This window comes from Halomonas sp. GFAJ-1, from assembly GCA_002966495.1.
Lineage (GTDB): Bacteria > Pseudomonadota > Gammaproteobacteria > Pseudomonadales > Halomonadaceae > Vreelandella.
On the sequence record CP016490.1, the window covers coordinates 2,374,327 to 2,397,375 of the forward strand.

Here is a 23,049-nt window from a genome sequence, read left to right on the forward strand (position 1 = left end):
ATGGTGCAAGTAGCACATGGAATGACCGTCGTGGTTGGCCTGGGAATATCAGGGCGGGCTATCTGCCGCCATCTAGCGCGTAACAATACCCCCTTTATGGTGGCTGATACCCGTAAAGCCCCACCGGGGTTGGATGACTTTTATGCTGCTCACCCAGGCATCACAGTGCACTGCGGCCCTCTAACCGCTATCGATTTTACGCATGTCCATGAAGTGGTAATAAGCCCAGGGGTAGACCCCCGCACACCTGGCCTTGAGGGGTTATTGACGCGCCGTAACACAGCTACCGATGAGCCAGTGTTGATAGGTGAGATCGCCCTTTTTACCCGTGCTGTTAACGCCCCAATCGCCGCGATTACTGGCTCCAATGCGAAATCTACGGTAACCACTCTGTTAGGCGAAATGGCCGCCTGCTCGGGTGTATGTGCAGCGGTTGGAGGTAATTTAGGAACGCCTGCTCTGGACTTGTTGACGGAACACCCTGATGCCGATCTCTATATTTTGGAGCTTTCCAGCTTTCAGTTGGAAACCACGCCCTATTTAGGCGCTGCCTCAGCAGCCTTTTTAAATATTTGTGAAGATCATTTGGATCGCCATGGTGATATGGCGGGCTATCAGGCCGCTAAGCAGCGGATCTTCTTAGGTGCGAAGCACGCCATTATCAATGCCGATGACCCTCTTACTTGGCCACAAAATGAAGTCGCAAGCCTGGAAAGCTTCACCTCAGCGCCGCCGAAAGGAGATGAGTGGGGGCTGGTAAATATAGATGGGCACGTCATGCTCGTTCAAGGAAGTGACCCATGGCTCCGCGCCGACGCACTAACCGTTGCAGGTCAGCATAACTATATGAATGCTTTGGCTGCGTTGGCAATGGGCAGAGCACTTGGCTTTAGCAAGCAGTCAATGTGTGAAGCGCTTTGTGCATTTAAAGGGTTAGCCCATCGCAGTGAAACTGTGGCTAACATCAACGGGGTGACGTGGGTAAACGATTCAAAAGGCACCAACGTAGGTGCCACCCTTGCTGCGATCAACGGCATTAGTGCGACGCTGACAGGAAAGCTGATTTTATTGGCCGGTGGTGTTGGCAAAGGCGCAGACTTTACACCACTGGCGGCGCCGCTAGCAGGGTGTGCCAGGGCGGTATTGCTGTTTGGTGAAGATGCGCCACGTTTATCTGCTGCGCTCTCTGCCTCTAATAACGTTCGTCAGGTCAATAATTTGTTCCAGGCTATGGAGGCTGCTTGGCAAATAGCCCAGCCAGGTGATTGCGTGTTGCTTTCCCCCGCCTGTGCAAGCCTTGACCAATTTGCCAACTACCAAGAACGCGGCGATGCATTTCGGGGCTGGTTAGCAGGCAGGCAGGTTGAGGTGAACCCATGAGTCGGCTAGAGCGTCTGCGGGAATCGCTAACCACGCGCCACTACCCCTGCGATATTTGGCTCATCATATCGGTCATTGGGCTGGCGGGGCTGGGGTGGGTCATGGTTAGCTCCGCTTCCATAGGCTTATTGGAAAACAGTTATTACTACTCTCGCCAGCACGGTATTTTCTTAGTGATATCCATACTGGCATGCCTGGTTATGATTAGCGTGCCGCTGGAGGTTTGGCGCCAAAATGCGGCGTTACTACTGCTCGCCAGTATTTTTATGCTTGTTTTAGTGCTTATTATCGGCCAAGAGGTCAATGGCAGTAAGCGCTGGATTTCATTACCTGGGCCGCTGCCAAGCTTACAGGTTTCCGAGTTTGCCAAACTGGGCCTGATTTTTTATATGGCGGCGTTCATGTCGCGCTTTACCTACGAACTTCGTCAGCGCGCTTTTAGTATGTGGCGCCCGTTAGCCGTCTTGGCAATACCAGCGGGGCTGCTTTTTTTGGCGCCTGATTTTGGTGGCATGGTGGTTTACACCGTCTGTGTTATTGGCATGCTAATGATGAGCGGCGCATCGCTGACGCTGTTGTTGGGCAGTGGCGGCGTATTGGCATCAGGCGCTGTCATGATGGTGGTGATGGAGCCTTATCGTTTAGCCCGCTGGACAAGTTTTTTAGACCCCTGGGCTGACCAGTTTGCCACTGGGTATCAGTTAACTCAGGCACTCATTGCGTTTGGTCGAGGGCATGTTACCGGGACGGGGTTAGGTAATAGCGTTCAAAAGCTTCACTATTTGCCAGAAGCGCATACTGACTTTATTTTTGCTGTGGTCGCAGAAGAGCTGGGCATGATTGGTGCCATTATTGTTGTGCTGCTGTTCACGGTCTTTATTACTCGGACGATGTGGATTGCACGCCGAGCAGAGCTGGCAGGCCATATGTTTGGTGCCTACGTTAGCTATGGCATCGGTTTTATTATTGCTGCGCAAGCCTTTATTAACATGGCGGTCAGTGCTGGGTTACTACCCACCAAAGGCTTAACGCTTCCGCTGATTAGCTATGGCGGTTCAAGTTTATTGGTCACCGGCCTGATGGTGGGGTTGCTGCTTAGAGTGGATGCGGAAACACGTCATCGACCGCGCCGTACGCCTACGCCTTACAAGCCTCGTCATGAACCACGGTTATCGTAATTATTTAAGGAGTGGTGTGTGACAACGAATTCACGTCGGCGCATTTTAATTATGGCTGGGGGAACCGGAGGCCATGTTATCCCCGCGCTCTCGTTGGCTCGTGCATTACAAGCCCATGATGTTGACGTTGAGTGGTTAGGTAGCCCTAGAGGCATCGAGAATCGCCTAGTTCCCGAAGCGGGTATTCGGCTGCACACGATTGCGATTAGCGGGTTGCGTGGTAACGGGGCAAGTGGTTGGCTGAAAGCACCGCTTAATCTCTCGCGGGCTGTAATGCAGGCGCGCCGTGTAATAAATACCTTTAAGCCCCATGTGGTTGTTGGGTTGGGCGGTTTTGCTAGCGGGCCAGGCGGGCTTGCTGCATGGTTGTCTCGCGTTCCGTTAGTGATTCATGAGCAAAATGCTGTTGCTGGTTTGACCAATCGGGTTCTTTCCCGCTTGGCAACGCGCACCTATGCGGCTTTCGCTGAGGCGTTTGGGCCCCGTGCTGAGGTGATTGGCAACCCAGTGCGGGAGGATATTGCTGTCATAGGAGAGCAACCCCGCGCTGCTGCCACCATGAGTGCCCGGCCGCTTCGCTTACTGGTAGTCGGTGGGTCGCTGGGTGCCGTGGCGCTAAATGAGCGATTGCCGTCGGCATTAGCTGCGATGGCGCCAGAGTTGCGCCCAAACGTGCGCCATCAAGCGGGTAAGGAGCGTGATGAGCTTACGGCACAAGCATACGCCGAACAGGGCGTCGAAGCAGAAGTAAGTCCGTTTATTGATGATATGGCAGCGGCCTATGAGTGGGCTGATCTTGTGGTTTGTCGAGCAGGTGCGCTCACGGTTGCAGAGCTTGCAGCGTCTGCAAAGCCTGCCCTTTTAGTGCCGTTTCCTTTTGCTGTTGACGATCACCAGCGTGTCAATGCTGAGGTTTTGGTGAAGGCGGGGGCTGCCGTTTGTGTTGTGCAGGCAGACCTCACGCCACAGCGCTTAACTGACTATTTAAATGAATTATTAACCCCAGACAGGTTAGCAGAGATGGCCTCCAAAGCCCGTCAGGCGGCTTATTTGGATGCTACTCGGCGCTTAACAGATGGCTGTCTGTCGTTAGTAAATCAAGGAGAAACTGCGTGACCGATATAGCTAAGAGTACGTCTTTACGAGATGTTCGCCCAAGCGGTCCAGGTATGCGCCGCATTAAGCGGCTGCATTTTGTGGGCATCGGTGGCGCAGGCATGTGTGGTATTGCAGAAGTGTTGGCAAACCAAGGGTATAGCGTCAGCGGCAGTGATGTGAAAGCGTCTACTGTGGTAGAGCGCTTGCGTCAGTGCGGTGTGTGTGTGGCGATTGGGCATGCCGAAGAGAATGTCCAAGGTGCTGACGTTGTTGTAGTGTCTAGCGCAGTTGACGAAACCAATCCCGAAATTCGCTGGGCCCATGAGCACCGTGTGCCCGTGGTTCGTCGTGCAGAGATGCTGGCTGAGCTTATGCGCTTTCGTCATGGCATTGCTGTGGCGGGGACTCATGGAAAAACCACCACCACAAGCCTTACTGCCACGCTGCTGGCGGAAGGTGGCTTAGATCCAACCTTCGTTATCGGCGGAAAGCTCACCAGTGCAGGTGCTAATGCGCGTCTGGGAGAGGGAGATTACCTGGTCGCTGAAGCCGATGAATCAGACGCGTCGTTTTTACACCTGCAGCCGATGGTGTCGATTGTTACCAATATCGATGCTGATCATATGGCTACTTATGGCGGTGACTTTGAGCGGCTGAAAAATACCTTTATCGAGTTTTTGCACAACTTGCCGTTTTATGGGCTAGCTGTGCTCTGTGTAGATGACCCGCATGTGCGCGGCCTGCTTGAAAGGGTGAAGCGACAGTTTGTGACCTACGGGTTTGATAGCGATGCCGATTACCGCATTGTTGATTTTAGCCAGCAGGCCGGAGAAGTGTCATTTACTGCTTTGCGGCCAGGTGGCGCGGCACCGCTAGCTGTTCGGCTGGCCATGCCAGGTCGGCATAACGCATTAAACGCCATGGCGGCCATTGTGGTCGCCACTGATGCGGGTGTTAGCGATGAGGCTATCTTGCGTGGCCTTGCCAGTTTTGCCGGGGTGGGTAGGCGCTTTCAAGTCCATGGTCATTTTCCGACGCCTAAGAGCACCGGCGAAGTCATGCTGGTAGATGACTATGGCCACCATCCCCGTGAAGTGGATATGGTTATTCAGGCTGTTCGCGCTGGCTGGCCGAAGCGCCGCTTGGTCATGCTATACCAGCCACATCGCTATAGCCGTACCCGCGATCTCTATGAAGATTTTGTTAGGGTGCTCTCGCAAGTGGACACACTTATTTTGCTGGACGTGTATAGCGCTGGTGAAGCAGTAATCCCAGGAGCCGAAGGGCGCACGTTAGCCGGCTCTATCCGCCAACGTGGCGATGTTGACCCGCTGTTTGTAGAACACAAGCAAGAGCTTCCTGCGTTGCTGGGCAATGTATTGCGTCCGGACGATATTTTAATTACCCAAGGGGCTGGCGACGTGGGCGGCATATCGCTGCGTTTAGCGCAGGCCAAACTGGTGTTGGACGAGGTTGAGCTATGAGTGCCCAAGTATCCCAGGCAGATCGCTTAGCGCGGGTGGTTGTGGTCTACGGTGGACGATCCGCCGAGCGTGAAGTATCGCTTAAAAGCGGTGCCGCTATTTTGGATGCCTTGAAGCGGCAAGGGATTCAGGCAATCGGCTACGACCTGCGAGAAAATGGCTTAGTTGGCCTTGAACAATTGGCTCCCACGGCTGTATTTGTTGCTCTGCACGGTCGTGGTGGTGAGGATGGTACTTTCCAGGGAGCGCTGGAGCTTTTAAATATTCCCTACACTGGCAGCGGTGTTTTAGCCTCCGCTCTAGGTATGGATAAACAGCGCACAAAGCAGGTTTGGCAAGCGGTGGGCTTGCCAACACCAGAAAGCATTACGTTGAATGCTGAGTCAAATTGGGCGTCGGTGGTCACCCAGTTAGGGCTGCCGATGATGGTAAAGCCCGTCCACGAAGGCTCCACGCTGGGTATTAGTATCGTTAAAAGCCAAGAAGAGTTGGTGTCAGCCTACCATGCTGCAACCAAGTACGATGCCCGTGTCATGGCGGAGCGGTTTATTGTCGGTGAAGAGTACACCGTTGCACTGCTGGGTGATGAAGTACTCCCTGCGATACGCGTCGAGGTGCCGGGAGGTTTTTATGATTACGAGGCTAAATACATTGCCAATACCACCCAGTATCATCTTCCTTGTGGTTTAGAAGCCCAGGATGAACAAGCGCTAGCATCGCTTTGCCAACAAGCATTTGCAGCCATTGGTGGTGAGGGCTGGGGGCGTGTCGATGTTATGAGGGATGCTGATGGCAAATTCTGGCTAATCGAGGTCAATACCGTGCCAGGAATGACCGACCATAGTTTGGTACCTCAGGCGGCTGCGCATGCTGGGATTGGTTTTGATCAGCTGGTAGTGCAGATACTGCAGACTGCTGGCAAACAGAGCTCATCATGAAGATGGCCTTATGAAAAGGCGTAATGCGTGGTTAGGTATCATTCTGCTGGCGCTCTTACTAGGCGCTGGCAGTCGCGCGCTTTGGCTCTGGCTAGACCGCCCTATCGAGCGGGTCTCGATTCGAGGGGAGTGGGACTATGTCAGTGCTGATTACTTACGCACCCAGTTAGCGCCGCTCGTGCAAAACTCCACATGGCTGTCCGCCGATTTGGGCGATCTTCGCAGTCGTGCCCTAGCCATTGGCTGGTTAAACGAAGTGCGTATTTCCCGAGAGTGGCCCAATGCGTTGGTTTTTGAGCTGGTTGAACAAGTGCCGGTGGCTCGCTGGAATGACGATTTTTTGCTTAATCCTCAGGGGGAACCCTTTGCGTTTGCCCCGCTGACAGCTCCTTCAGGGTTGCCCGATCTTGCGGGCCCGGTAGGTAGCAGTGAAGAGGTGCTTACTTTTTATCATCGGCTAACCCCGCATTTTGCGAACTTATCACTATCGCTGGCGCAACTACGTTTAGAGCCACGAGGGGCGTGGCGATTACAGTTAGATAATGGGGCGTGGGTGATGTTGGGCAGGCGTCAGCATGAAGTACGCCTGGCGCGCTTATCTGCCTCCTGGCAGCGGGAGTTATCCCAGCTTAGCGAACATATTCGTTATATCGACCTGCGTTACCCTAATGGCGTCGCTGTAGCTTGGCATGGCGAGAGCGATTTTGAAGATAATGCAGAGTAATAGGCTGTCTACAATGTGTAAAAAGCAGGTAAATGTGACCGGTTACCAACACTGAAACTCACTGATAGGGTTTTAATTGCCCGTTAAGCCCATTATCGTGGGCATGGACTAGTCGTATTGCGACTATTGTTTCTATACTATGTCTCTATCGGTAATTTTGTGGGTTTTATTTATTCCTTTTGGCTTTTTAGCTGCATTTTATCGATCAACATTTAACAATGTTTTGGTTGACGCCCATTGGAATCTTTGCCGAGCTAGCGTCATCCATTAATAAGACAACTTTTCAAATTACGATAAGGAGATTTTCCGACTCATGGCAGGCTCACCCAATGCATCCAATATGGTTGTCGGGCTGGACATTGGAACGTCCAAGGTCGTCGCGATAGTCGGTCAACCCACCGATGATGGCGGGATCGAAATTGCGGGAATCGGTTCTCATCCATCGCGTGGTATGAAACGCGGCGTAGTCATTAATATTGAATCAACGGTCCAGTCTATTCAACGAGCCGTTGAGGAAGCTGAGTTGATGGCTGGCTGCGATATTCATTCTGTCTATGTTGGCGTTGCCGGTAGCCATATTAGTTCGATGAACTCAGATGGCGTGGTAGCCATCAAAGAGCGTGAAGTAACGCCATCGGATATTGAGCGTGTGATTGACTCAGCTCGCGCCAGAGCTGTCTCGGAAGGGCAGCGGGTATTACATGTTCTGCCTCAAGAATTCTCAATCGATGCGCAAGGTGGCATCCGTGAACCGCTGGGTATGTCGGGCGTTCGGTTAGAGGCGCAGGTGCATCTTGTCACTGCTGCATTAAACGCGGTGCAAAACATTGAAAAATGTGTGCGCCGTTGTGGCCTAGATGTTGATGCCATTATTCTTGAGCAGCTTGCTTCCAGTATGGCAGTGCTCACTGAAGATGAGCGCGAACTGGGCGTTTGTATGGTCGATATTGGCGGTGGTACCACTGATATGGCTATATTTACCGAAGGGGCAATTCGCCATACTGCAGTGATACCCATTGCCGGTGATCAAGTCACTAATGACATCGCAATGGCGCTGCGTACGCCTACCCAGCATGCTGAAGAAATTAAAGTAAAATACGCCTGCGCGCTGACTCACCTCGCAGCAAGTGATGAAATGATTAAAGTACCCAGTGTAGGGGATCGTCCATCGCGAGATTTATCACGCCAGGCATTAGCCGAAGTGGTAGAGCCGCGCTACGAAGAACTCTTTACACTGGTAAGAGACGAATTACGCCGTAGTGGTTATGAAGACATGGTAGCCGCTGGGGTTGTGCTTACCGGTGGCACCTCGCGCATGGAAGGCGTTAGCGAACTAGCAGAAGAGATTTTTCATATGCCGGTTCGTATTGCCTGCCCGCAAAATGTGAGGGGGTTGGCGGACGTGGTGCGTAATCCTATTTATGCAACGGGCGTTGGCTTGCTACATTATGCCTTGCAGGAAATGCGACATGGGCAAGGCCTAGAAAGCCATGGGGGAGTCGTTGCCGCGCACAAAGGGCGTAACGAGCTTGCCCGGCGTGATAGCAAGGAAGGCAATCCAGCGCTGGCGAAAATTAAAGGCTGGTTCAAAGGAAATTTCTGACAGGGCCGCAAGCGCGGTTCAGGAGACGGGGCTTATGTTCGAATTGGTAGATAACGCACCCTCGAGCAGTGCGGTCATCAAAGTGGTCGGCGTTGGCGGCGGCGGCGGTAATGCTGTCAACCACATGGTCGAGAGCAACATCGAAGGCGTAGAGTTTATTTGCGCCAATACCGATGCCCAGGCGCTTAAACGCGTATCCGCAAAAACGGTTTTGCAGCTTGGTAGTGAAATAACCAAAGGGTTAGGCGCTGGCGCCAATCCAGAGGTTGGACGCCAAGCTGCCATGGAAGATCGAGACCGAATTGCTGAGCTGTTAAATGGCGCTGATATGGTGTTCATTACCGCTGGCATGGGTGGTGGTACAGGTACTGGCGGGGCACCGGTCGTTGCTCAGGTGGCCAAAGAGCTGGGCATTTTGACGGTGGCTGTGGTGACCCGCCCCTTCCCGTTTGAAGGGCCTAAGCGAATGCGCGCGGCAGAAGAGGGCATGAAAGAGCTCTCCGAGCACGTGGACTCACTAATCACTATTCCTAACGAAAAACTACTTTCAGTGCTCGGTAAAAATGCCACACTGCTCACCGCGTTTAGTGCCGCCAACGATGTATTGCTGGGCGCGGTACAAGGTATTGCCGAACTGATTACCAGCCCGGGTATCATTAACGTCGATTTCGCTGACGTGCGTACTGTTATGTCTGAAATGGGCATGGCGATGATGGGTACCGGCGGTGCTACCGGTGAAAACCGTGCGCGTGAAGCGGCTGAAAAAGCTATCCGTAGCCCGTTGCTGGAAGATATCGATCTGCACGGCGCTCGCGGCATCCTGGTAAATATTACGGCAGGGCCTGACTTATCGATTGGTGAGTTCAACGATGTAGGGGCTACCGTTCAAGAGTTTGCTTCACAGGAAGCCACTATCGTCGTCGGGACCTCCATTGATATGGAAATGTCTGATGAGCTGCGGGTAACGGTTGTTGCAGCTGGCTTGGATGGCAGCAAAGCAAAGGCGGCCACGCGTGAGCCTGCACGTCGCTCAACAGCTGAATCATCTGATTACCGCAAGCTCCAGCAACCAACCGTTATGCGTCAGCAGGCGACGGCTCGCGCCGAAGCACCTGCACCGGCTGCTAAGCCTCGGCCAGAAAAGCGTCGCGCCTCAGAAGCAGACGATTATCTGGACATCCCTGCTTTTTTGCGCCGTCAGGCGGATTAAGCCGCGTTGAATGTATCGCTGCTACAGCAAACGAGAGTTTTATTGGTTAAAGCGCTTGTTTGCTGTTAAAGTGAACACTGTTTGATAACTTTCCTTTTGCGGTATTTGCTGTTTTTTGAGCCGATAACCGCCGACATTAGAGCTCGACCACTGCCCATGATCAGACAACGCACACTACAAAACGTCATCCGCGCCACTGGAGTGGGTCTGCACTCTGGCAAAAAAGTCCACTTGGCTTTGCGTCCGGCGCCGGTAAATACAGGTATTGTGTTCGTCAGAACCGATTTAGATCCCGCGGTGCATGTGCCCGCTCGCGCAGAGTTGGTCGAAGATACAACGCTGTGCACCGCGCTTTCTAACGAAGGTGTAAAAGTGGCAACGGTTGAACATCTAATGTCAGCTTTTGCGGGATTGGGTATCGACAACGCATATGTAGATGTTAGTGCTCCTGAAGTGCCCATTATGGACGGCAGTGCTAGTCCATTTGTTTTTCTGATCCAGTCGGCGGGCATTCTTGAGCAGGATGCGCCTAAGAAGTTTATTCGCATTAAGCGTCGCGTCGCGGTGAGCGATGGCGACAAAGAGGCCGTTTTTCTGCCGCATCAGGGCTTCAAAGTTGCGTTTGCCATCGATTTTGACCACCCCGTATTTGATCAACAAAAGCAAACTGCACTTATTGATTTCTCGACGACGTCGTTTGTTAAAGAAGTCTCCCGCGCGCGAACTTTTGGCTTTATGCGCGATTTAGAGTTTTTGCGCTCTAATAATCTAGCCCTCGGCGGCAGTCTTGATAATGCTATCGTGGTTGACGACTACCGTATCGTTAATGAAGGCGGGCTACGTTATGAAGACGAGTTCGTCAAACATAAGGTGCTTGACGCGATCGGCGACCTTTACCAGCTAGGCTATAGCCTGATTGGTGAGTTCCGTGGCATAAAGTCGGGTCATGCCCTTAATAATCAGCTTTGCCGTGAGCTAATGGCGCAGCCTGATGCCTATGAGATCGTGACGTTCGAAGAAGAGAAAGCCGTTGCGCCTATCTCCTACTCGGCGCCTGCCATGGCATAGTAAATCGTGTGGAACGCATGGCTGGTTGAAAAACCTGATGTGTGCCCCATCTTATAAAGCACCGCTTAGGCGGTGCTTTATGCATTTCGGGTACGCATTTTAGCAAAAATCCGCGTAAACCCTCGCCCGATTGAGGGCGGGGATACAAGCGGGCAGCGCGCTAGCGCTGCAGGAGTTGTAGTTTCGTATTTATCTGGCACTATACATTCATACAGTCAACGAGTTGAAGCCGTTGTGTTAACAGCCACCAAAGTACGCATCTACCCCAGCCCCGAACAGGCTGATTTCTTGAATCAGCAATTCGGGGCGGTGCGGTTTACGTACAACAAGGCACTGCACATTATCAGCTCGCAGTACAAGCGCCATGGCACCAAGCTGCGCGCTAAGAAAGACCTCAAGCCGTTGTTGGCGGTGGCGAAGAAGTCTCGCAACTACCACTGGCTCAAAGCGTTTGATTCTATCGCACTGCAACAGGCGTGCATTAACTTGGATCGCGCCTTCCAGAACTTCTTTAACCCCCAGCTAAAAGCCCGCTATCCGCGCTTTAAACGCAAGCATGGCAAGCAATCGAGCTATCACTGCACCAGCGTTAAGGCGGGTGATGACTGGATCAAAGTCCCCAAGCTTACGCCGATTAAAGCCCGAATCCATCGAGAGATCGCCGGCACGCTGAAAAGCATCACACTGACCCGCACCCCCACGGGCAAGTATTTTGCCTCGCTGCTGGTGGAGGATGGTGTGGAGGCAGCCGCACCGCTGCAAACGGTGGAGACGGTGCTGGGGGTCGATATGGGCTTAACGCATCTGGCCATCGACTCCACTGGCCGCAAGGTCGCCAATCCTCGCTTCTTGAAGCTGGCGTCTGCCAACCTACGCCGCAAGCAGAAAGCGCTTTCACGCTGCCAGAAAGGTAGCAAGCGCCGTGCGAAAGCGCGGCTAATGCTCGCCAAGGCGCACGAGCGGCTGGGGAATGTGCGTGCTGACTTCCAGCACAAACTGTCTCGACAACTCATTGACGACAACCAAGCGGTGGTGGTTGAGACACTGAGCGTGAAAAACATGCTCAAAAACCGCAAGCTGGCCAAGCATATTGCCGATGCCAGTTGGAGCAGGTTGATCGAAAAACTGGCGTATAAGGCGAAGCAGCAAGGCAAGCATCTGGTCAGAATCGACCAATGGTTCGCCAGCTCCAAAACCTGCGCGGGCTGCGGCCACAAAGTCGAACAAATGCCCCTCAGTGTCCGCACCTGGGATTGCCCAAGCTGTGGCACAAAGGCGATTGACCGTGACGTAAACGCCGCGATCACTATTCGCCAGCAAGGCATTTTAAAATTAAAGGCGGAAGGGCTGTCCGTCTCTGCCCATCGAGGCCTGTGTAAGACCGGTCACGCACCGGCTGCGGCCTAAGACGTGGGAAGCCTCACCCGTGGTTGCGTAGCGACGTAGGGTGGGGAGCAGTCACTTTTCAGGTTCAGAGTGGTGTGGGGCGTGGGAGGCTAGGCGCTCTAGTGCTTTCTTGAGCGCCGGGTTGTCGGTATCTTTAGCGCACTCAGCCAAGGTTTTTCCGGCGTTGCTAGAAAGCGATCTAGTATAGCGTTTGGGGCTCTCCACTGGTCGTACAGGGCGCACTTTTAAAGTAAAAGCGCTGACGCTTTCAAACCCAGGTAACTGGTGGAGCAGGGTAAGTAGATGGCGTTGCTCGTAGCGAAGCCACGTTAGCCAGCTGGCTTGGCCGCTAATCAGCGTTAAGCGCCCATCACGAAACCCGCCTACGAAAATATGCTCACGCATTTCTTCGGGTAGGTGAGCGCGTAAGTGCCGCTGTGCTTGGTCAATTAAGCGAGACTGACGCATTAGTTGCCCAACATCGCCTGACTTAGACAGCAGTTGGGTGATGGGCTGTGCGTGAGATCGCTTAACCTTTATACTCATACGCTTAATTCCCGTGATCTCTTAATCTAAACCGTTGGCAGCCCATAGTGGGCGACCATTAATAGTCTACTCGATCGAGCGCCGATCAGAAGAGCCTAACACGCCCAGGAGCTAGCCCACAGCATGTCGTTAACGCCAGATATCTTAACCGCTTCGCCACGGCGGCAGCGCCGACATGGCCTAGCGCGCTGGTGGTTGGCTGGGCTTCTGGTAAGCTGCTTGTTGCCTGCAAGTTTACACTCGGCAGATGCGTTTCGTGGCAGTGAGCGTAGCGTCAGTATCTGCTTTTGGGTGCCAGCTATTTTACGCGCACAGTCTAGGTGGATTGCCAAAAAGCGTCGCGCGCTGCGCTACTGGGCTAGCACCCTTACTCGCCAGTTAACACGACTACCTGCGCGCACTCGTTTATTACCGGTGGTGAAGCGCCGCCTAGTGGCGGCTAAAGATGTGCTTACCCAGCGCGGCCCTCCTTTTTACTCCTTCCTACGTTAGAACTAATTTATTTGCCTTATATAAAAAGGGCGCCTGGGTGTAGGGCGCTCATGATGATTTGGAACTTTCATGATTAATAATTTGTTACGTAAAGTAGTCGGCTCTAAAAACGATCGCGAAGTAAAGCGCATGCAGAAAAATGTGCTTAATGTGAATAAGTTAGAACCGGAGTTGGAAGGATTAAGCGATGCCGATCTGCAAGGTAAAACAGCGCATCTACGCCAACGGCTAAGCGATGGTGAAACGCTCGACAGCCTGTTGCCCGAGGCCTTTGCGGTAGTGCGTGAAGCGAGTAAGCGAGTAATGGGCATGCGTCATTTTGATGTGCAAATGGTCGGTGGTTTGACACTGCACCGCGGGCGCATTGCGGAAATGAAAACTGGCGAGGGTAAAACGCTGGTAGCGACCCTGGCGGTTTATTTAAACGCGCTACCTGAGAAGGGTGTGCACGTTGTTACCGTGAATGATTACCTGGCGCGCCGGGATGCTGAGTGGATGCGTCCGTTGTATGAGTTTTTGGGCCTCTCCATCGGCGTGATTTTTGCTGGTCAAAGTGGTGAAGAGAAGCGTCATGCCTACCAGTGTGACATCACCTACGGCACCAACAACGAGTTTGGTTTTGATTACCTGCGCGACAACATGGCGTTCGCGCTTGAGGATAAAGTGCAGCGCGGCCTGCATTACGCCATTGTCGACGAGGTTGACTCAATCCTCATTGATGAGGCGCGTACACCGCTGATCATTTCTGGCGCGGTCGATGAAAATACCGACCTTTATGGCATCGTAAACCGTCTTGCCCAGCAGTTGGAAAAAGGCGAGGTGTTAGAAGATGAAGAGGCCACTGTAACCGGCGATTTCCTGCTGGATGAGAAGCAAAAACAGGTTGAACTCACCGAACAGGGCCATAACAAAGTAGAAGCCTTGATGCGTGCAGAGGGGCTACTGGGTGAAGAGGACTCACTCTACGCTGCGCAAAATCTTAATCTTTTACAGCACATGCACTCCGCCCTAAGGGCCCGCCACCTTTATCACTCCGACGTTGATTATATTGTCGCTGAAGACCAAGTCGTTATTGTTGATGAGCATACCGGTCGTACTATGCCGGGTCGCCGCTGGTCTGAGGGGCTTCACCAGGCCGTTGAAGCCAAAGAGGGCGTTACCGTTCAGCGCGAAAGCCAAACGCTTGCATCCACTACCTTCCAGAACTATTTCCGCCTTTATGAAAAATTGGCGGGTATGACGGGTACGGCTGATACAGAAGCCTTTGAATTCCGTCAGATCTATGGCCTAGACGTGATAGTGATTCCGACTAATCGTGTGCTAGCTCGGAAAGATCTGAATGATTTGGTCTTCCTTAGTGCGGAAGAGAAGTACGAAGCCATTATTAAGGATGTTAAAGCCGAAACAGAAGCCGGTCGGCCTGTACTGGTAGGTACCGCTTCAATTGAAACCTCTGAGTTTCTTGCCCGCTTAATGCGCGAGGCGGGGCTGAAATTTAATGTCTTGAACGCCAAGCAGCACCAGAGCGAAGCGGAAATTATTGCCCAGGCAGGGCGTCCAGGGGCGATTACCATTGCCACCAACATGGCCGGGCGCGGTACCGATATTATGCTGGGGGGTAACTGGGAAGCAGAGGCGGCGAAGCTGCAAAACCCCACCCAGGAACAAGTTGACGCATTAAAAGCTGAGTGGCAAAAGCGCCATGATGGCGTCTTACAAGCGGGCGGTTTGCACGTAGTAGGTTCCGAGCGTCACGAATCACGCCGCATTGACAATCAGCTGCGTGGCCGCGCCGGTCGTCAGGGTGACCCTGGCTCCACACGTTTCTTCCTCTCCTTGGAAGATAGCCTGATGCGGCTGTTTGGCTCTGATCGCGTTAAGAGGTTGATGCAGGCGCTGGGCTTAGAACGAGGTGAAGCCATTGAGCATAAAATGGTTTCCAACGCCGTTGAGCGCGCTCAGAAAAAGGTGGAAGGGCGTAACTTCGACATTCGTAAGCAGCTGCTTGAATACGATGATGTGGCCAACGACCAGCGTCGTGTCATATATGATCAGCGTAATGAAGTTCTGGCGTCTGATGATATCTCTGATGCAGTGCTGGGTATTCGTGAAGAGGTCATGGAAGAAGCGATCAGCGATTTTGTGCCGCCGCAAAGTTTGGTGGAGCAGTGGGATCTGCCGGGTTTAGAAGCGTACCTGAAGACAGAGTTTAACCTTGACGCACCTGTGGTGCAGTGGTCAGCAGAAGATGAGCGACTCAGCGAAGAGATTCTCCGTGAACGCCTGCAAGCTATGCACCGCGAAGCTTATGAAGCCAAAGTTGAGGCAGCAGGCGCTGCGTTGATTCGTCGCTTTGAGAAGCAGGTGATGCTGCAGGTGCTGGATACTCGCTGGAAAGAGCATCTTCAGTCGATGGATCACTTGCGCCGCGGTATCCACCTGCGCGGCTACGCTCAGAAGAATCCCAAGCAGGAGTACAAACGTGAATCGTTTGAGCTGTTCCAAAACCTGCTAACCAACATAAAAGCAGACGTCACGCGCATTCTAAGCCATGTACAGGTGCGCCAGCCTGAAGAGGTTGATGCCCTAGAACAGAAGCGCCGTGAAGAGTTAGCCCGTGAAAAAGCGACCGCAGATAGCCGACACGACGAACCCGCTGCGCAAAATAGCGAGAGCGCTCAGGAGCTACCTGGTGCTGACGGCCGCCCGCTGCGTCGGGAAGGGCCCAAAGTGGGTCGCAACGACCCATGTAGCTGTGGTTCAGGCAAAAAATATAAGCAGTGCTGCGGTAAGTTAAGCTAATCGCTCAGCGCTCTTGAGCTAATGTGAAGGAGAAAAGTATGGCGGTGGGAAACGTTCCCTTTCCTGAGCTACCCCCTATAAAGGGGGTACGCCTAGGCACTGCAATGGCGGGTATTAAGAAACCTGATCGCCGTGACACGGTGGTAATTGAGCTGCCTGAGTCCGCCACTGTTGCTGGGGTTTTTACTCGAAATGCATTTTGTGCAGCACCTGTATCGGTGGCTAAAGCACATATAGCGCGCTGTTTAAGTGAAGGTATCGCGCCACGTTACTGGCTAATTAATACTGGTAACGCCAATGCTGGAACGGGTGAAACGGGCTTGCAGGATGCCTATGCAAGCTGCGCCGCTTTAGCATCCCAGCTGGGTGTGGCAGAAAGCCAGGTACTGCCTTTCTCAACAGGGGTGATTGGTGAGCCGCTGCCCATGGAGCGTTTGTTGGCAGGTCTGCCAACTGCTGTCAGTTCACTGGCTAACTCCAGCCTCGCATGGCAGCACGCAGGGGAAGGGATACTAACCACGGACACCCGTGCGAAAGGTGCTACGGTAACGGTGGCCATTGGTCAGCAGCAGGTCACGATTAACGGCATTACCAAAGGTTCCGGCATGATTAAGCCCAATATGGCTACCATGCTGGGCTTTGTGGTTACCGATGCCGCTATAGAGCAAACGCTTCTCGAAACACTGCTGCGCGAAACTGTTGATCGTTCGTTTAACTGTATTACCGTTGATAGCGATACGTCGACCAATGATGCCTGCATGCTAGCGGCGACAGGCAGCGGTGCGCGTATCGAAAGCGATGAGCAGATTGCGGTATTTCGTAACGCGCTACAGCGTGTGATGACTGAGCTTGCCCAGGCAATTATTCGTGATGGGGAAGGGGCGACAAAGCTCATCACACTTCAGGTTAACGATGCTGCGACCCGTCAAGAAGCACTGAACGTGGCGTTTACCGTTGCGCACTCACCATTGGTCAAAACCGCGTTGTATGCCTCGGATGCTAACTGGGGGCGTATTTTGGCCGCAGTAGGCCGGGCTCCCATAGACGCGTTTGATGTTAACCGTGTTGTAATTGACCTTGATGATGTGCGGCTTGTTGAGAGCGGCGGTCGTGCGGCCAGCTACACAGAGGCAGCAGGTAGTGCGGTGATGGCGCAGGATGAAATTACTATCCGGATTAACTTAGGGCGGGGAGCAGAGAGTGCCACTGTATGGACCTCGGATCTTTCTCATGAGTATGTGACCATCAACGCAGATTACCGCAGCTAGCCTCAGTAGTAGGGTGCTAATGCAGTGATAAAGCGCCGTCTTTAATGAGGGCGGCGCGTACAAAGTGGATAAGACGTAATGAGTGTAATGGTAAAACGACGAGTTCATGTCGCGGCGGCTGCAATGATTAGCGCCGATCAAAAGCAAGTGTTAATAGCGCGTCGGCCTTCAAACGTCGATCACGGCGGCCTGTGGGAATTTCCCGGCGGCAAGCTGGCGCCCTATGAAACTGGGCTGGAAGGGCTTAAGCGTGAGTTACATGAAGAGCTAGGCGTTGAAATTGTACGCGCTCGGCCGCTGATTCGTATTCACCACGAGTACCCTGATAAGCATATCCTGCTGGATGTTTGGCAAGTTCAGGAGTTTGCCGGCGAACCCTTTGGGCGCGAAGGTCAGGCGGTGCGCTGGGTACCCATGGAGGAGTTGGCAAACTATCCCTTCCCTGCGGCTAATCTGCCGATTTTACGGGCAGTCATGCTGCCCACTGACTATTTAATTACCGGTGAAGAGGCAGATGAAGAGCGCTTTGAGGCCCTTCTAGAGCGGGCACTACGAGAAGATGGCATACGCCTTGTTCAGCTGCGTGCCAAGGAGCTAGATACAGCCGCTTACCTTGCACGGGCAGAACGTGCCTTAGCGCTTTGCCGTCAGCACGATGCTCGTCTTGTGCTTAATGCGGACCCCGCGCTGCTTGATGAGGTGGACGCCGATGGCATTCACTTGACCAGTGAGCGTTTAATGAATATTGATCGTCGACCGATAGCCGAGAGCAAGTGGCTCTCTGCCTCGACCCACGATCAGGCGCAGCTCTCTAAAGCGGCGGTGCTAGGCTGCGACTTCGTAACCCTTTCGCCGCTGCGCACTACGCCTTCGCACCCTGAAGTGGCGCCCCTCGGCTGGCACGATTTCCAGCAGCTCGTTGAGCGCGCGGGCATGCCGGTGTTTGCGCTGGGCGGCATGACGCGCTTTGATGCTAACCACGCCCGCGCTGTAGGTGCCCAAGGGATTGCCTCGATTCGTGATTTTTGGAAATAAGCTGACCTTTCTAATGGGTTAGCTAAACAAAACGCCTGCTCCAGAGATGGAGCAGGCGTTTTTCTTAGCCTAGGAAAACGCTGTGCTAGTCGCGGTAGCGGCGGGTTAAATCCCCGTAAGCGTCGATCCTGCGGTCGCGCAGGTAGGGCCAAATGCGACGGGTATGCTCGCTGCGTGCCATATTAATCTCGACCACGAGCTGTTGGGTGTCTTCGCCCGCGTGGGCCAGTAGCTCCCCTTGGGGGCCGCATACAAAGCTGCCACCCCAAAACGCAATACCGTCACCAACACCCGATTGATCAGCCTCAAAGCCTACTCGGTTAGCGACCAATACCGGCAAGCCGTTAGCGACGCCATGTGCTCGCTGGATAAGGGTCCAAGCGTCTTTTTGGCGGGCTTTTTCTGCATCGTCATCGTTAGGGTCCCAGCCAATAGCCGTGGGATAGAGCAGCAGGTCTGCACCTGCTAGTGCCATTAAACGAGCGGCTTCCGGGTACCATTGGTCCCAGCACACCAGAACGCCCAACCGGCCAACCGAGGTGTCGATAGGGGTGAAACCCTCTCCCCGGACGTCGTCTACATCACCTGGGGTGAAGTAGAATTTTTCATAAAATGCTGGGTCATCGGGTATATGCATCTTGCGATACTGACCAACGCGCCCCTGGGCGCGATCGTAGACCACTGCTGTATTGTGATATAGCCCAGGTGCGCGACGCTCAAACAGCGAACCCACCAGCACAATATCCAGCTCTTTCGCCAGCGCCGCTAAGCGTTGACCCGTCGGCCCATCAAGCGGCTCGGCCAAGTCAAACAGTGCTGGGTCTTCGTATTGGCAAAAATAGTGGGTAGCGTGAAGCTCTTGTAGCAGCACTAACTGGGCACCTTGCGCAACAGCGTCGCGGATACCCGCTTCGCTTGTGGCAAGGCTGCGTGCTTTATCAGGCCACGCGGGCTGTTGGACGACACCCACGATAAGCGTATGCGTCATAATAGCTCCTTACGATTCAAGGGTGACTGGAGTAAGGGTGCCTTTCGGCAGTTGCATGGTTAAGCAGTGCAGGCTGCCATGCTGACGAATCACGCTTGCGCACTCAATGGGTATCAGCGTGTGGTCAGGGAATGCCTGGGTTAGCGCCTGTAGCGCGACCATATCGGCGGGGTCGCCGTAAGTAGGTACCAAAACGGCCTGATTGATGATTAAAAAGTTAGCGTAGGTCGCCGGTAAACGATGGCCATCATCCGGGTCAAAACATGCTTGCGGCCAGGGTAAAGGGATAAGGTTATAAGGCGCGCCGTTGCGTTGACGAAATGCCTTAAGCTCCTGCTCCATCGCCTTAAGAGCGGCATGGTGGGGATCGCTGGGGTCATCGCAGGTCACGTACGCAATGGTTGAAGGGTTGCAAAAGCGCGCCAGGGTATCAATGTGGCTATCGGTGTCGTCGCCTTCTAGGTGCCCATTGGCCAGCCATAGAACGCGGTCAACGCCAAAGTCCTCGGCCAACATTGTTTCTATATCGCTGCGGGAGTGCGTTGGGTTGCGATTGGGGTTAAGCAGGCAGGCCTCGGTGGTTAGTAGAGTGCCTTCGCCGTCCGTTTCAATACCGCCACCTTCAAGAACCAGCTCCCGAGAGGCGACTGGGCAGGCCCACACGCCCGCATCCGCTAGCCACAGGGTCAACTGATTGTCGTGCTCAGCGGGAAATTTTCCGCCCCAGCCGGTAAAGGTGTAGTCCAACAGCAGCGGCTGATTGTCTTCATCTATGACGGTAATCGGCCCGTGGTCTCGCGCCCATGTATCGTCGGTGGGCGCAACCACCAGTAGCAGCTGATGTTTGCTAATACCATAGGCGGCAAACGTCGCGGCTAGACGCGCGCGTGTTGCCTCATCAGGGAGGCTGATCAGCACGCGCTGGTAGCGTGCTGTGGCAATAACAATACGTTCAAGCGTCGCTTCGATACGCGATAATAAAGGCGCCCAATCACCGTCTGAGCGGGGCCAGGTAAGCTGAAGGCCATCTTGGGGGTGCCATTCCGGCAGCAGGCGATGCGTCTTGGTAGCCAACGTCACAGATGCTCTTAATAGAAGTAAAAAGACTTACCCTTGGGGCAAGAGGAACCGGCGCAATGTAGGGGCTTGCCCAGAAACATGCAAGCCTTACCTTGATATAGGGAACGGCTTTGCTCGATACCGCTCTAAGGCTGCGTTTGCACATGCAGCCCTGCTAAAAAAACCGTACCATGGGCGCTTATTATTAAGGAAGACTGCCATGCTTGATCGTTTGCCTTTTCTGGTGGGGCTGCGCTATGTGCGCGCTAAACGCCGGAACCACTTTATTTCGTTTATCTCCTTAACCTCAATGCTGGGCCTTATGCTCGGTGTGGCAGTACTGATTTTAGTGCTGTCGGTAATGAATGGCTTTGATCATGAGCTGCGAACCCGCATTTTGGGTATGGTGCCCCACACCAAAATTGAGGCGCAGGAAGGGTTGGTGGAGTGGGAGGCACTTGCTGAACAGCTAGTTGAGCGTGAGCGGGTAATCGGCGCGGCCCCTTTTATTGAACAGCAGGGTATGTTCTCCGCTGGCGGGCGTAATCAGGGGGCCATGGTGAACGGCATCCACCCTGATTGGGAAGGGCAAGTGTCTATTATTGGCAAACATATGCGCCAGGGCGAGTTAGCCGACTTAGTGCCTGGGGAGTGGAACGTAGTGCTGGGTTCAATGCTGGCGCGTCGTCTAGGCGTTGGCGTGGGCGACCGGGTCACGCTGTTAGTGCCCGAAGCCTCAATTACGCCGGCGGGTGTGTTTCCGCGCTTAAAGCGCTTTACGGTAAGCGGGATTTTTAGCGTGGGTGCCGATTTAGATGCCAACCTGGCCTACGCCAATATTTATGATATGCAAACGCTGGCGCGGTTGGGTGATGCCGTTGGGGGGCTGCGTCTCGAACTTGACGATCTTTTCCTTGCCGGTAGTGAAACCCAAGCGATTGTGAACGAACTAGGATCCGGGTATCGCGGTACTGACTGGACATTTTCCCATGGCAGCCTTTTCCAGGCGATCCAAATGGAGAAGCGCATGATTGCGCTGCTGCTCACCGTTATTATCGCTGTTGCTGCGTTTAACATTGTATCAACACTGGTCATGGTGGTGACCGACAAGCGCGCTGACATTGCCATTTTGCGCACCATCGGGGCGACGCCGCGTTCGATCATGGGTATTTTCATTGTTCAAGGCTTGGCAATTGGTTTGATTGGTATTGCGGTGGGCGTCGGGGTCGGGATTTTATTGGCTCTAACGATCTCTGACTTGATCGGCTGGTTTGAGGGTGTGCTGGGTATTCAATTCCTGGATGCTGGCGTTTACTTTATTAGCGACCTGCCTTCCCGCTTACACTGGGCAGATGTAAGGGATATCGTAGTGGCTGCTTTCGGGCTTACGTTCCTCTCGACGCTGTACCCTGCCTGGCGGGCGGCGCGTGTTCAGCCTGCGGACGTATTGCGCTATGAATAAGGATGATTTAATGACCTCATCGATACCGCAGCCAGGGGCAATTATGTTGCAGTGCCAAGGCTTGACGCGAGTCTACAGTGAAGGCCCACAAGACCTTACCGTGCTTGACCAGCTTGATTTACAGGTGCGCGCTGGCGAGCGCGTTGCCATTGTGGGTAGTTCGGGCTCAGGTAAGACAACGCTGCTCAATTTGCTCGGCGGCCTTGATCGGCCAAGTGGCGGTAGCGTGGTGATTGCCGGGGAGCCGCTATCAGGTCTTAATGAAGCGGCATTGGGCAAGTTCCGTAACCGCTATATTGGCTTCGTTTACCAGTTCCACCACCTGCTAGCTGAGTTTAGCGCGGTGGAGAACGCTGCGTTGCCGCTGATCATTCGCGGTCAGCCCAAGAAGGTGGCGGAGCAGCGGGCCATGCAGTTGCTGGAGCGGGTGGGCATGAAGGCGAGGGCTGATCATAAACCTGGCGAGCTTTCTGGAGGCGAGCGCCAGCGTGTTGCCATTGCTCGGGCCTTGGTAACCGACCCAAGCCTTGTATTAATGGATGAACCCACCGGCAACTTGGATCAAACCACGGCGAGCACGATTTTAGCGCTGATGGATCAACTGGCTAAAGAGAGCGCCTGCGCCTTTGTGATTGTGACCCACGATGTAGCGCTTGCGGCCCATCAAGACCGCGTTTTGAAGCTTGATGGGGGCCAGTTAGTGGAACAAATTGACGTGACTGCGTAGGCCGTCTCAGCGAGTTTTTACGCTACTCGTCAAACTCTGATTCAATTTGTGCTCTACGCTGCCGCCTCTTCAGGCGGCGGCGTTTCCAGTTATGGGACACATGCCAGCGCCATATCAAGCGAATACCAACGTTAGCGACAACCGCTAGTACCACCGCCGTCATCAATGACCCCACCATTAAGGGCGGCATGATGTCGTGCATTTGCTCGGCAATCCAACGGGTTGAAATGCGTGAAGGGGCCTCTCGCACCGGGGCGCCTAATAGAAAGGTGCCCACGCGGTAGTTAAAATAAAATATCAACGGCATGGTAAGTGGATTGGTAATCCATACCAGACCGACAGAAAGCGCTAAGTTGCAACGACTAAGGCGTGCGCCCAACGCAGCTACCACCATCTGAAACGGGATAGGTAGCATGGCGCAAAATAGCCCTACGCTGAAGGCGTTGGCAACGCTTCGTCGAGTTAAAAGCCATAATCCAGGGTCGGCAATGAGCGGCGCCATAAAACGTAACGAACGCTGGCGTCTTAGCGTGTCTGGTTTAGGCATGTAGCGCTGCAGGAAACGCCGCGGCATGTCATATACTCTTGCGATTGATGCGCC

Annotated in this window: 20 protein-coding genes; 16 read left to right on the top strand and 4 right to left on the bottom strand. The window is 53.7% G+C overall.

Annotated elements, in window-relative coordinates; all coding sequences use genetic code 11:
• From BB497_10675 to BB497_10720, 10 genes are all read left to right on the top strand, one after another.
• Positions 1-1,380: a UDP-N-acetylmuramoylalanine--D-glutamate ligase gene (locus BB497_10675; GenBank protein ID AVI63122.1), complete on the top strand. Its 1,380-nt coding sequence runs from the start codon at positions 1-3 to the stop codon at positions 1,378-1,380.
• Entirely contained in the window at positions 1,377-2,558 is a 1,182-nt protein-coding gene (locus tag BB497_10680) for a cell division protein FtsW (protein AVI63123.1), read from the top strand. Before BB497_10675 ends, BB497_10680 begins: the two co-directional genes overlap by 4 nt.
• Before the next feature lie 51 nt (positions 2,559-2,609).
• A complete protein-coding gene (locus BB497_10685; protein ID AVI64337.1) occupies positions 2,610-3,674 on the top strand; it encodes an undecaprenyldiphospho-muramoylpentapeptide beta-N-acetylglucosaminyltransferase in 1,065 nt (354 codons plus the stop codon).
• Positions 3,671-5,140, top strand: a complete 1,470-nt coding sequence (locus BB497_10690; protein AVI63124.1) for a UDP-N-acetylmuramate--L-alanine ligase — start codon at positions 3,671-3,673, stop codon at positions 5,138-5,140. The genes BB497_10685 and BB497_10690 overlap by 4 nt, the downstream gene beginning before the upstream one ends.
• Complete coding sequence (locus BB497_10695) at positions 5,137-6,078, top strand: D-alanine--D-alanine ligase (GenBank protein ID AVI63125.1); 942 nt, start codon at positions 5,137-5,139, stop codon at positions 6,076-6,078. The genes BB497_10690 and BB497_10695 overlap by 4 nt, the downstream gene beginning before the upstream one ends.
• A 10-nt stretch (positions 6,079-6,088) precedes the next feature.
• Complete coding sequence (locus BB497_10700) at positions 6,089-6,802, top strand: cell division protein FtsQ (protein AVI63126.1); 714 nt, start codon at positions 6,089-6,091, stop codon at positions 6,800-6,802.
• A 313-nt stretch (positions 6,803-7,115) separates the two neighbouring features.
• Positions 7,116-8,405 carry a cell division protein FtsA gene (locus tag BB497_10705; protein ID AVI63127.1) on the top strand — a complete coding sequence of 430 codons (1,290 nt, stop codon included), beginning with the start codon at positions 7,116-7,118 and terminating at the stop codon, positions 8,403-8,405.
• A gap of 34 nt (positions 8,406-8,439) precedes the next feature.
• Positions 8,440-9,615, top strand: a complete 1,176-nt coding sequence (locus BB497_10710; protein ID AVI63128.1) for a cell division protein FtsZ — start codon at positions 8,440-8,442, stop codon at positions 9,613-9,615.
• 156 nt (positions 9,616-9,771) lie between these two features.
• Entirely contained in the window at positions 9,772-10,683 is a 912-nt protein-coding gene (locus BB497_10715; protein AVI63129.1) for a UDP-3-O-[3-hydroxymyristoyl] N-acetylglucosamine deacetylase, read from the top strand.
• Positions 10,684-10,917: 234 nt separating this feature from the next.
• The gene (locus BB497_10720; protein ID AVI63130.1) at positions 10,918-12,090 is read left to right on the top strand and encodes a transposase; all 1,173 of its coding nucleotides are present in this window, start codon (positions 10,918-10,920) and stop codon (positions 12,088-12,090) included.
• A 51-nt stretch (positions 12,091-12,141) separates the two neighbouring features.
• Here the strand turns inward: BB497_10720 and BB497_10725 are convergent, their stop codons facing one another.
• Positions 12,142-12,615 carry a hypothetical protein gene (locus BB497_10725; GenBank protein ID AVI63131.1) on the bottom strand — a complete coding sequence of 158 codons (474 nt, stop codon included), beginning with the start codon at positions 12,613-12,615 and terminating at the stop codon, positions 12,142-12,144.
• Positions 12,616-12,738: 123 nt separating this feature from the next.
• Between BB497_10725 and BB497_10730 the strand changes: the two genes are divergently transcribed.
• From BB497_10730 to BB497_10745, 4 genes are all read left to right on the top strand, one after another.
• Positions 12,739-13,107 carry a hypothetical protein gene (locus BB497_10730; GenBank protein AVI63132.1) on the top strand — a complete coding sequence of 123 codons (369 nt, stop codon included), beginning with the start codon at positions 12,739-12,741 and terminating at the stop codon, positions 13,105-13,107.
• Between the two features lie 69 nt (positions 13,108-13,176).
• A complete protein-coding gene (locus BB497_10735) occupies positions 13,177-15,909 on the top strand; it encodes a preprotein translocase subunit SecA (protein AVI63133.1) in 2,733 nt (910 codons plus the stop codon).
• Between the two features lie 38 nt (positions 15,910-15,947).
• On the top strand, positions 15,948-17,177 hold the full coding sequence (locus BB497_10740) for a bifunctional ornithine acetyltransferase/N-acetylglutamate synthase (GenBank protein ID AVI63134.1): 1,230 nt from the start codon (positions 15,948-15,950) through the stop codon (positions 17,175-17,177).
• Between the two features lie 87 nt (positions 17,178-17,264).
• Complete coding sequence (locus tag BB497_10745; GenBank protein ID AVI63135.1) at positions 17,265-18,212, top strand: thiamin phosphate synthase superfamily; 948 nt, start codon at positions 17,265-17,267, stop codon at positions 18,210-18,212.
• A gap of 85 nt (positions 18,213-18,297) precedes the next feature.
• Here BB497_10745 and BB497_10750 read toward each other — a convergent pair whose 3' ends face one another.
• Both BB497_10750 and BB497_10755 read right to left on the bottom strand, forming a co-directional pair.
• Entirely contained in the window at positions 18,298-19,200 is a 903-nt protein-coding gene (locus tag BB497_10750; protein AVI63136.1) for an acyltransferase, read from the bottom strand.
• A 9-nt stretch (positions 19,201-19,209) separates the two neighbouring features.
• Positions 19,210-20,280, bottom strand: a complete 1,071-nt coding sequence (locus BB497_10755; GenBank protein AVI63137.1) for an agmatine deiminase — start codon at positions 20,278-20,280, stop codon at positions 19,210-19,212.
• Between the two features lie 199 nt (positions 20,281-20,479).
• Here BB497_10755 and BB497_10760 point away from each other — a divergent pair, with 199 nt between their 5' ends.
• Together BB497_10760 and BB497_10765 are read left to right on the top strand one after the other, a co-directional pair.
• Positions 20,480-21,721, top strand: coding sequence for a cell division protein FtsX (locus BB497_10760; protein ID AVI63138.1), 1,242 nt, complete (start codon positions 20,480-20,482; stop codon positions 21,719-21,721).
• Between the two features lie 10 nt (positions 21,722-21,731).
• Positions 21,732-22,448 (top strand): ABC transporter, encoded by a 717-nt coding sequence (locus BB497_10765; GenBank protein AVI63139.1) that lies wholly within the window; start codon positions 21,732-21,734, stop codon positions 22,446-22,448.
• A gap of 22 nt (positions 22,449-22,470) precedes the next feature.
• On the opposite strand, the gene BB497_10770 is transcribed toward BB497_10765, so the two are convergent.
• Positions 22,471-23,022, bottom strand: a complete 552-nt coding sequence (locus BB497_10770) for an ATP-binding protein (protein AVI63140.1) — start codon at positions 23,020-23,022, stop codon at positions 22,471-22,473.
• Positions 23,023-23,049: the final 27 nt, after the last annotated feature.

Excerpts from the sequence above, each read along its gene's own strand:
- BB497_10715 (AVI63129.1), top strand. The coding sequence starts at position 9,772 with ATGATCAGACAACGCACACTACAAAACGTCATCCGCGCCACTGGAGTG.
- BB497_10675 (AVI63122.1), top strand. The coding sequence starts at position 1 with ATGGTGCAAGTAGCACATGGAATGACCGTCGTGGTTGGCCTGGGAATA.
- BB497_10760 (AVI63138.1), top strand. The coding sequence starts at position 20,480 with ATGCTTGATCGTTTGCCTTTTCTGGTGGGGCTGCGCTATGTGCGCGCT.
- BB497_10735 (AVI63133.1), top strand. The coding sequence starts at position 13,177 with ATGATTAATAATTTGTTACGTAAAGTAGTCGGCTCTAAAAACGATCGC.
- BB497_10700 (AVI63126.1), top strand. The coding sequence starts at position 6,089 with ATGAAAAGGCGTAATGCGTGGTTAGGTATCATTCTGCTGGCGCTCTTA.
- BB497_10765 (AVI63139.1), top strand. The coding sequence starts at position 21,732 with ATGACCTCATCGATACCGCAGCCAGGGGCAATTATGTTGCAGTGCCAA.
- BB497_10725 (AVI63131.1), bottom strand. The coding sequence starts at position 12,615 with ATGAGTATAAAGGTTAAGCGATCTCACGCACAGCCCATCACCCAACTG.
- BB497_10740 (AVI63134.1), top strand. The coding sequence starts at position 15,948 with ATGGCGGTGGGAAACGTTCCCTTTCCTGAGCTACCCCCTATAAAGGGG.
- BB497_10770 (AVI63140.1), bottom strand. The coding sequence starts at position 23,022 with ATGCCGCGGCGTTTCCTGCAGCGCTACATGCCTAAACCAGACACGCTA.
- BB497_10685 (AVI64337.1), top strand. The coding sequence starts at position 2,610 with ATGGCTGGGGGAACCGGAGGCCATGTTATCCCCGCGCTCTCGTTGGCT.
- BB497_10710 (AVI63128.1), top strand. The coding sequence starts at position 8,440 with ATGTTCGAATTGGTAGATAACGCACCCTCGAGCAGTGCGGTCATCAAA.
- BB497_10750 (AVI63136.1), bottom strand. The coding sequence starts at position 19,200 with ATGACGCATACGCTTATCGTGGGTGTCGTCCAACAGCCCGCGTGGCCT.
- BB497_10695 (AVI63125.1), top strand. The coding sequence starts at position 5,137 with ATGAGTGCCCAAGTATCCCAGGCAGATCGCTTAGCGCGGGTGGTTGTG.
- BB497_10745 (AVI63135.1), top strand. The coding sequence starts at position 17,265 with ATGGTAAAACGACGAGTTCATGTCGCGGCGGCTGCAATGATTAGCGCC.
- BB497_10730 (AVI63132.1), top strand. The coding sequence starts at position 12,739 with ATGTCGTTAACGCCAGATATCTTAACCGCTTCGCCACGGCGGCAGCGC.
- BB497_10680 (AVI63123.1), top strand. The coding sequence starts at position 1,377 with ATGAGTCGGCTAGAGCGTCTGCGGGAATCGCTAACCACGCGCCACTAC.
- BB497_10705 (AVI63127.1), top strand. The coding sequence starts at position 7,116 with ATGGCAGGCTCACCCAATGCATCCAATATGGTTGTCGGGCTGGACATT.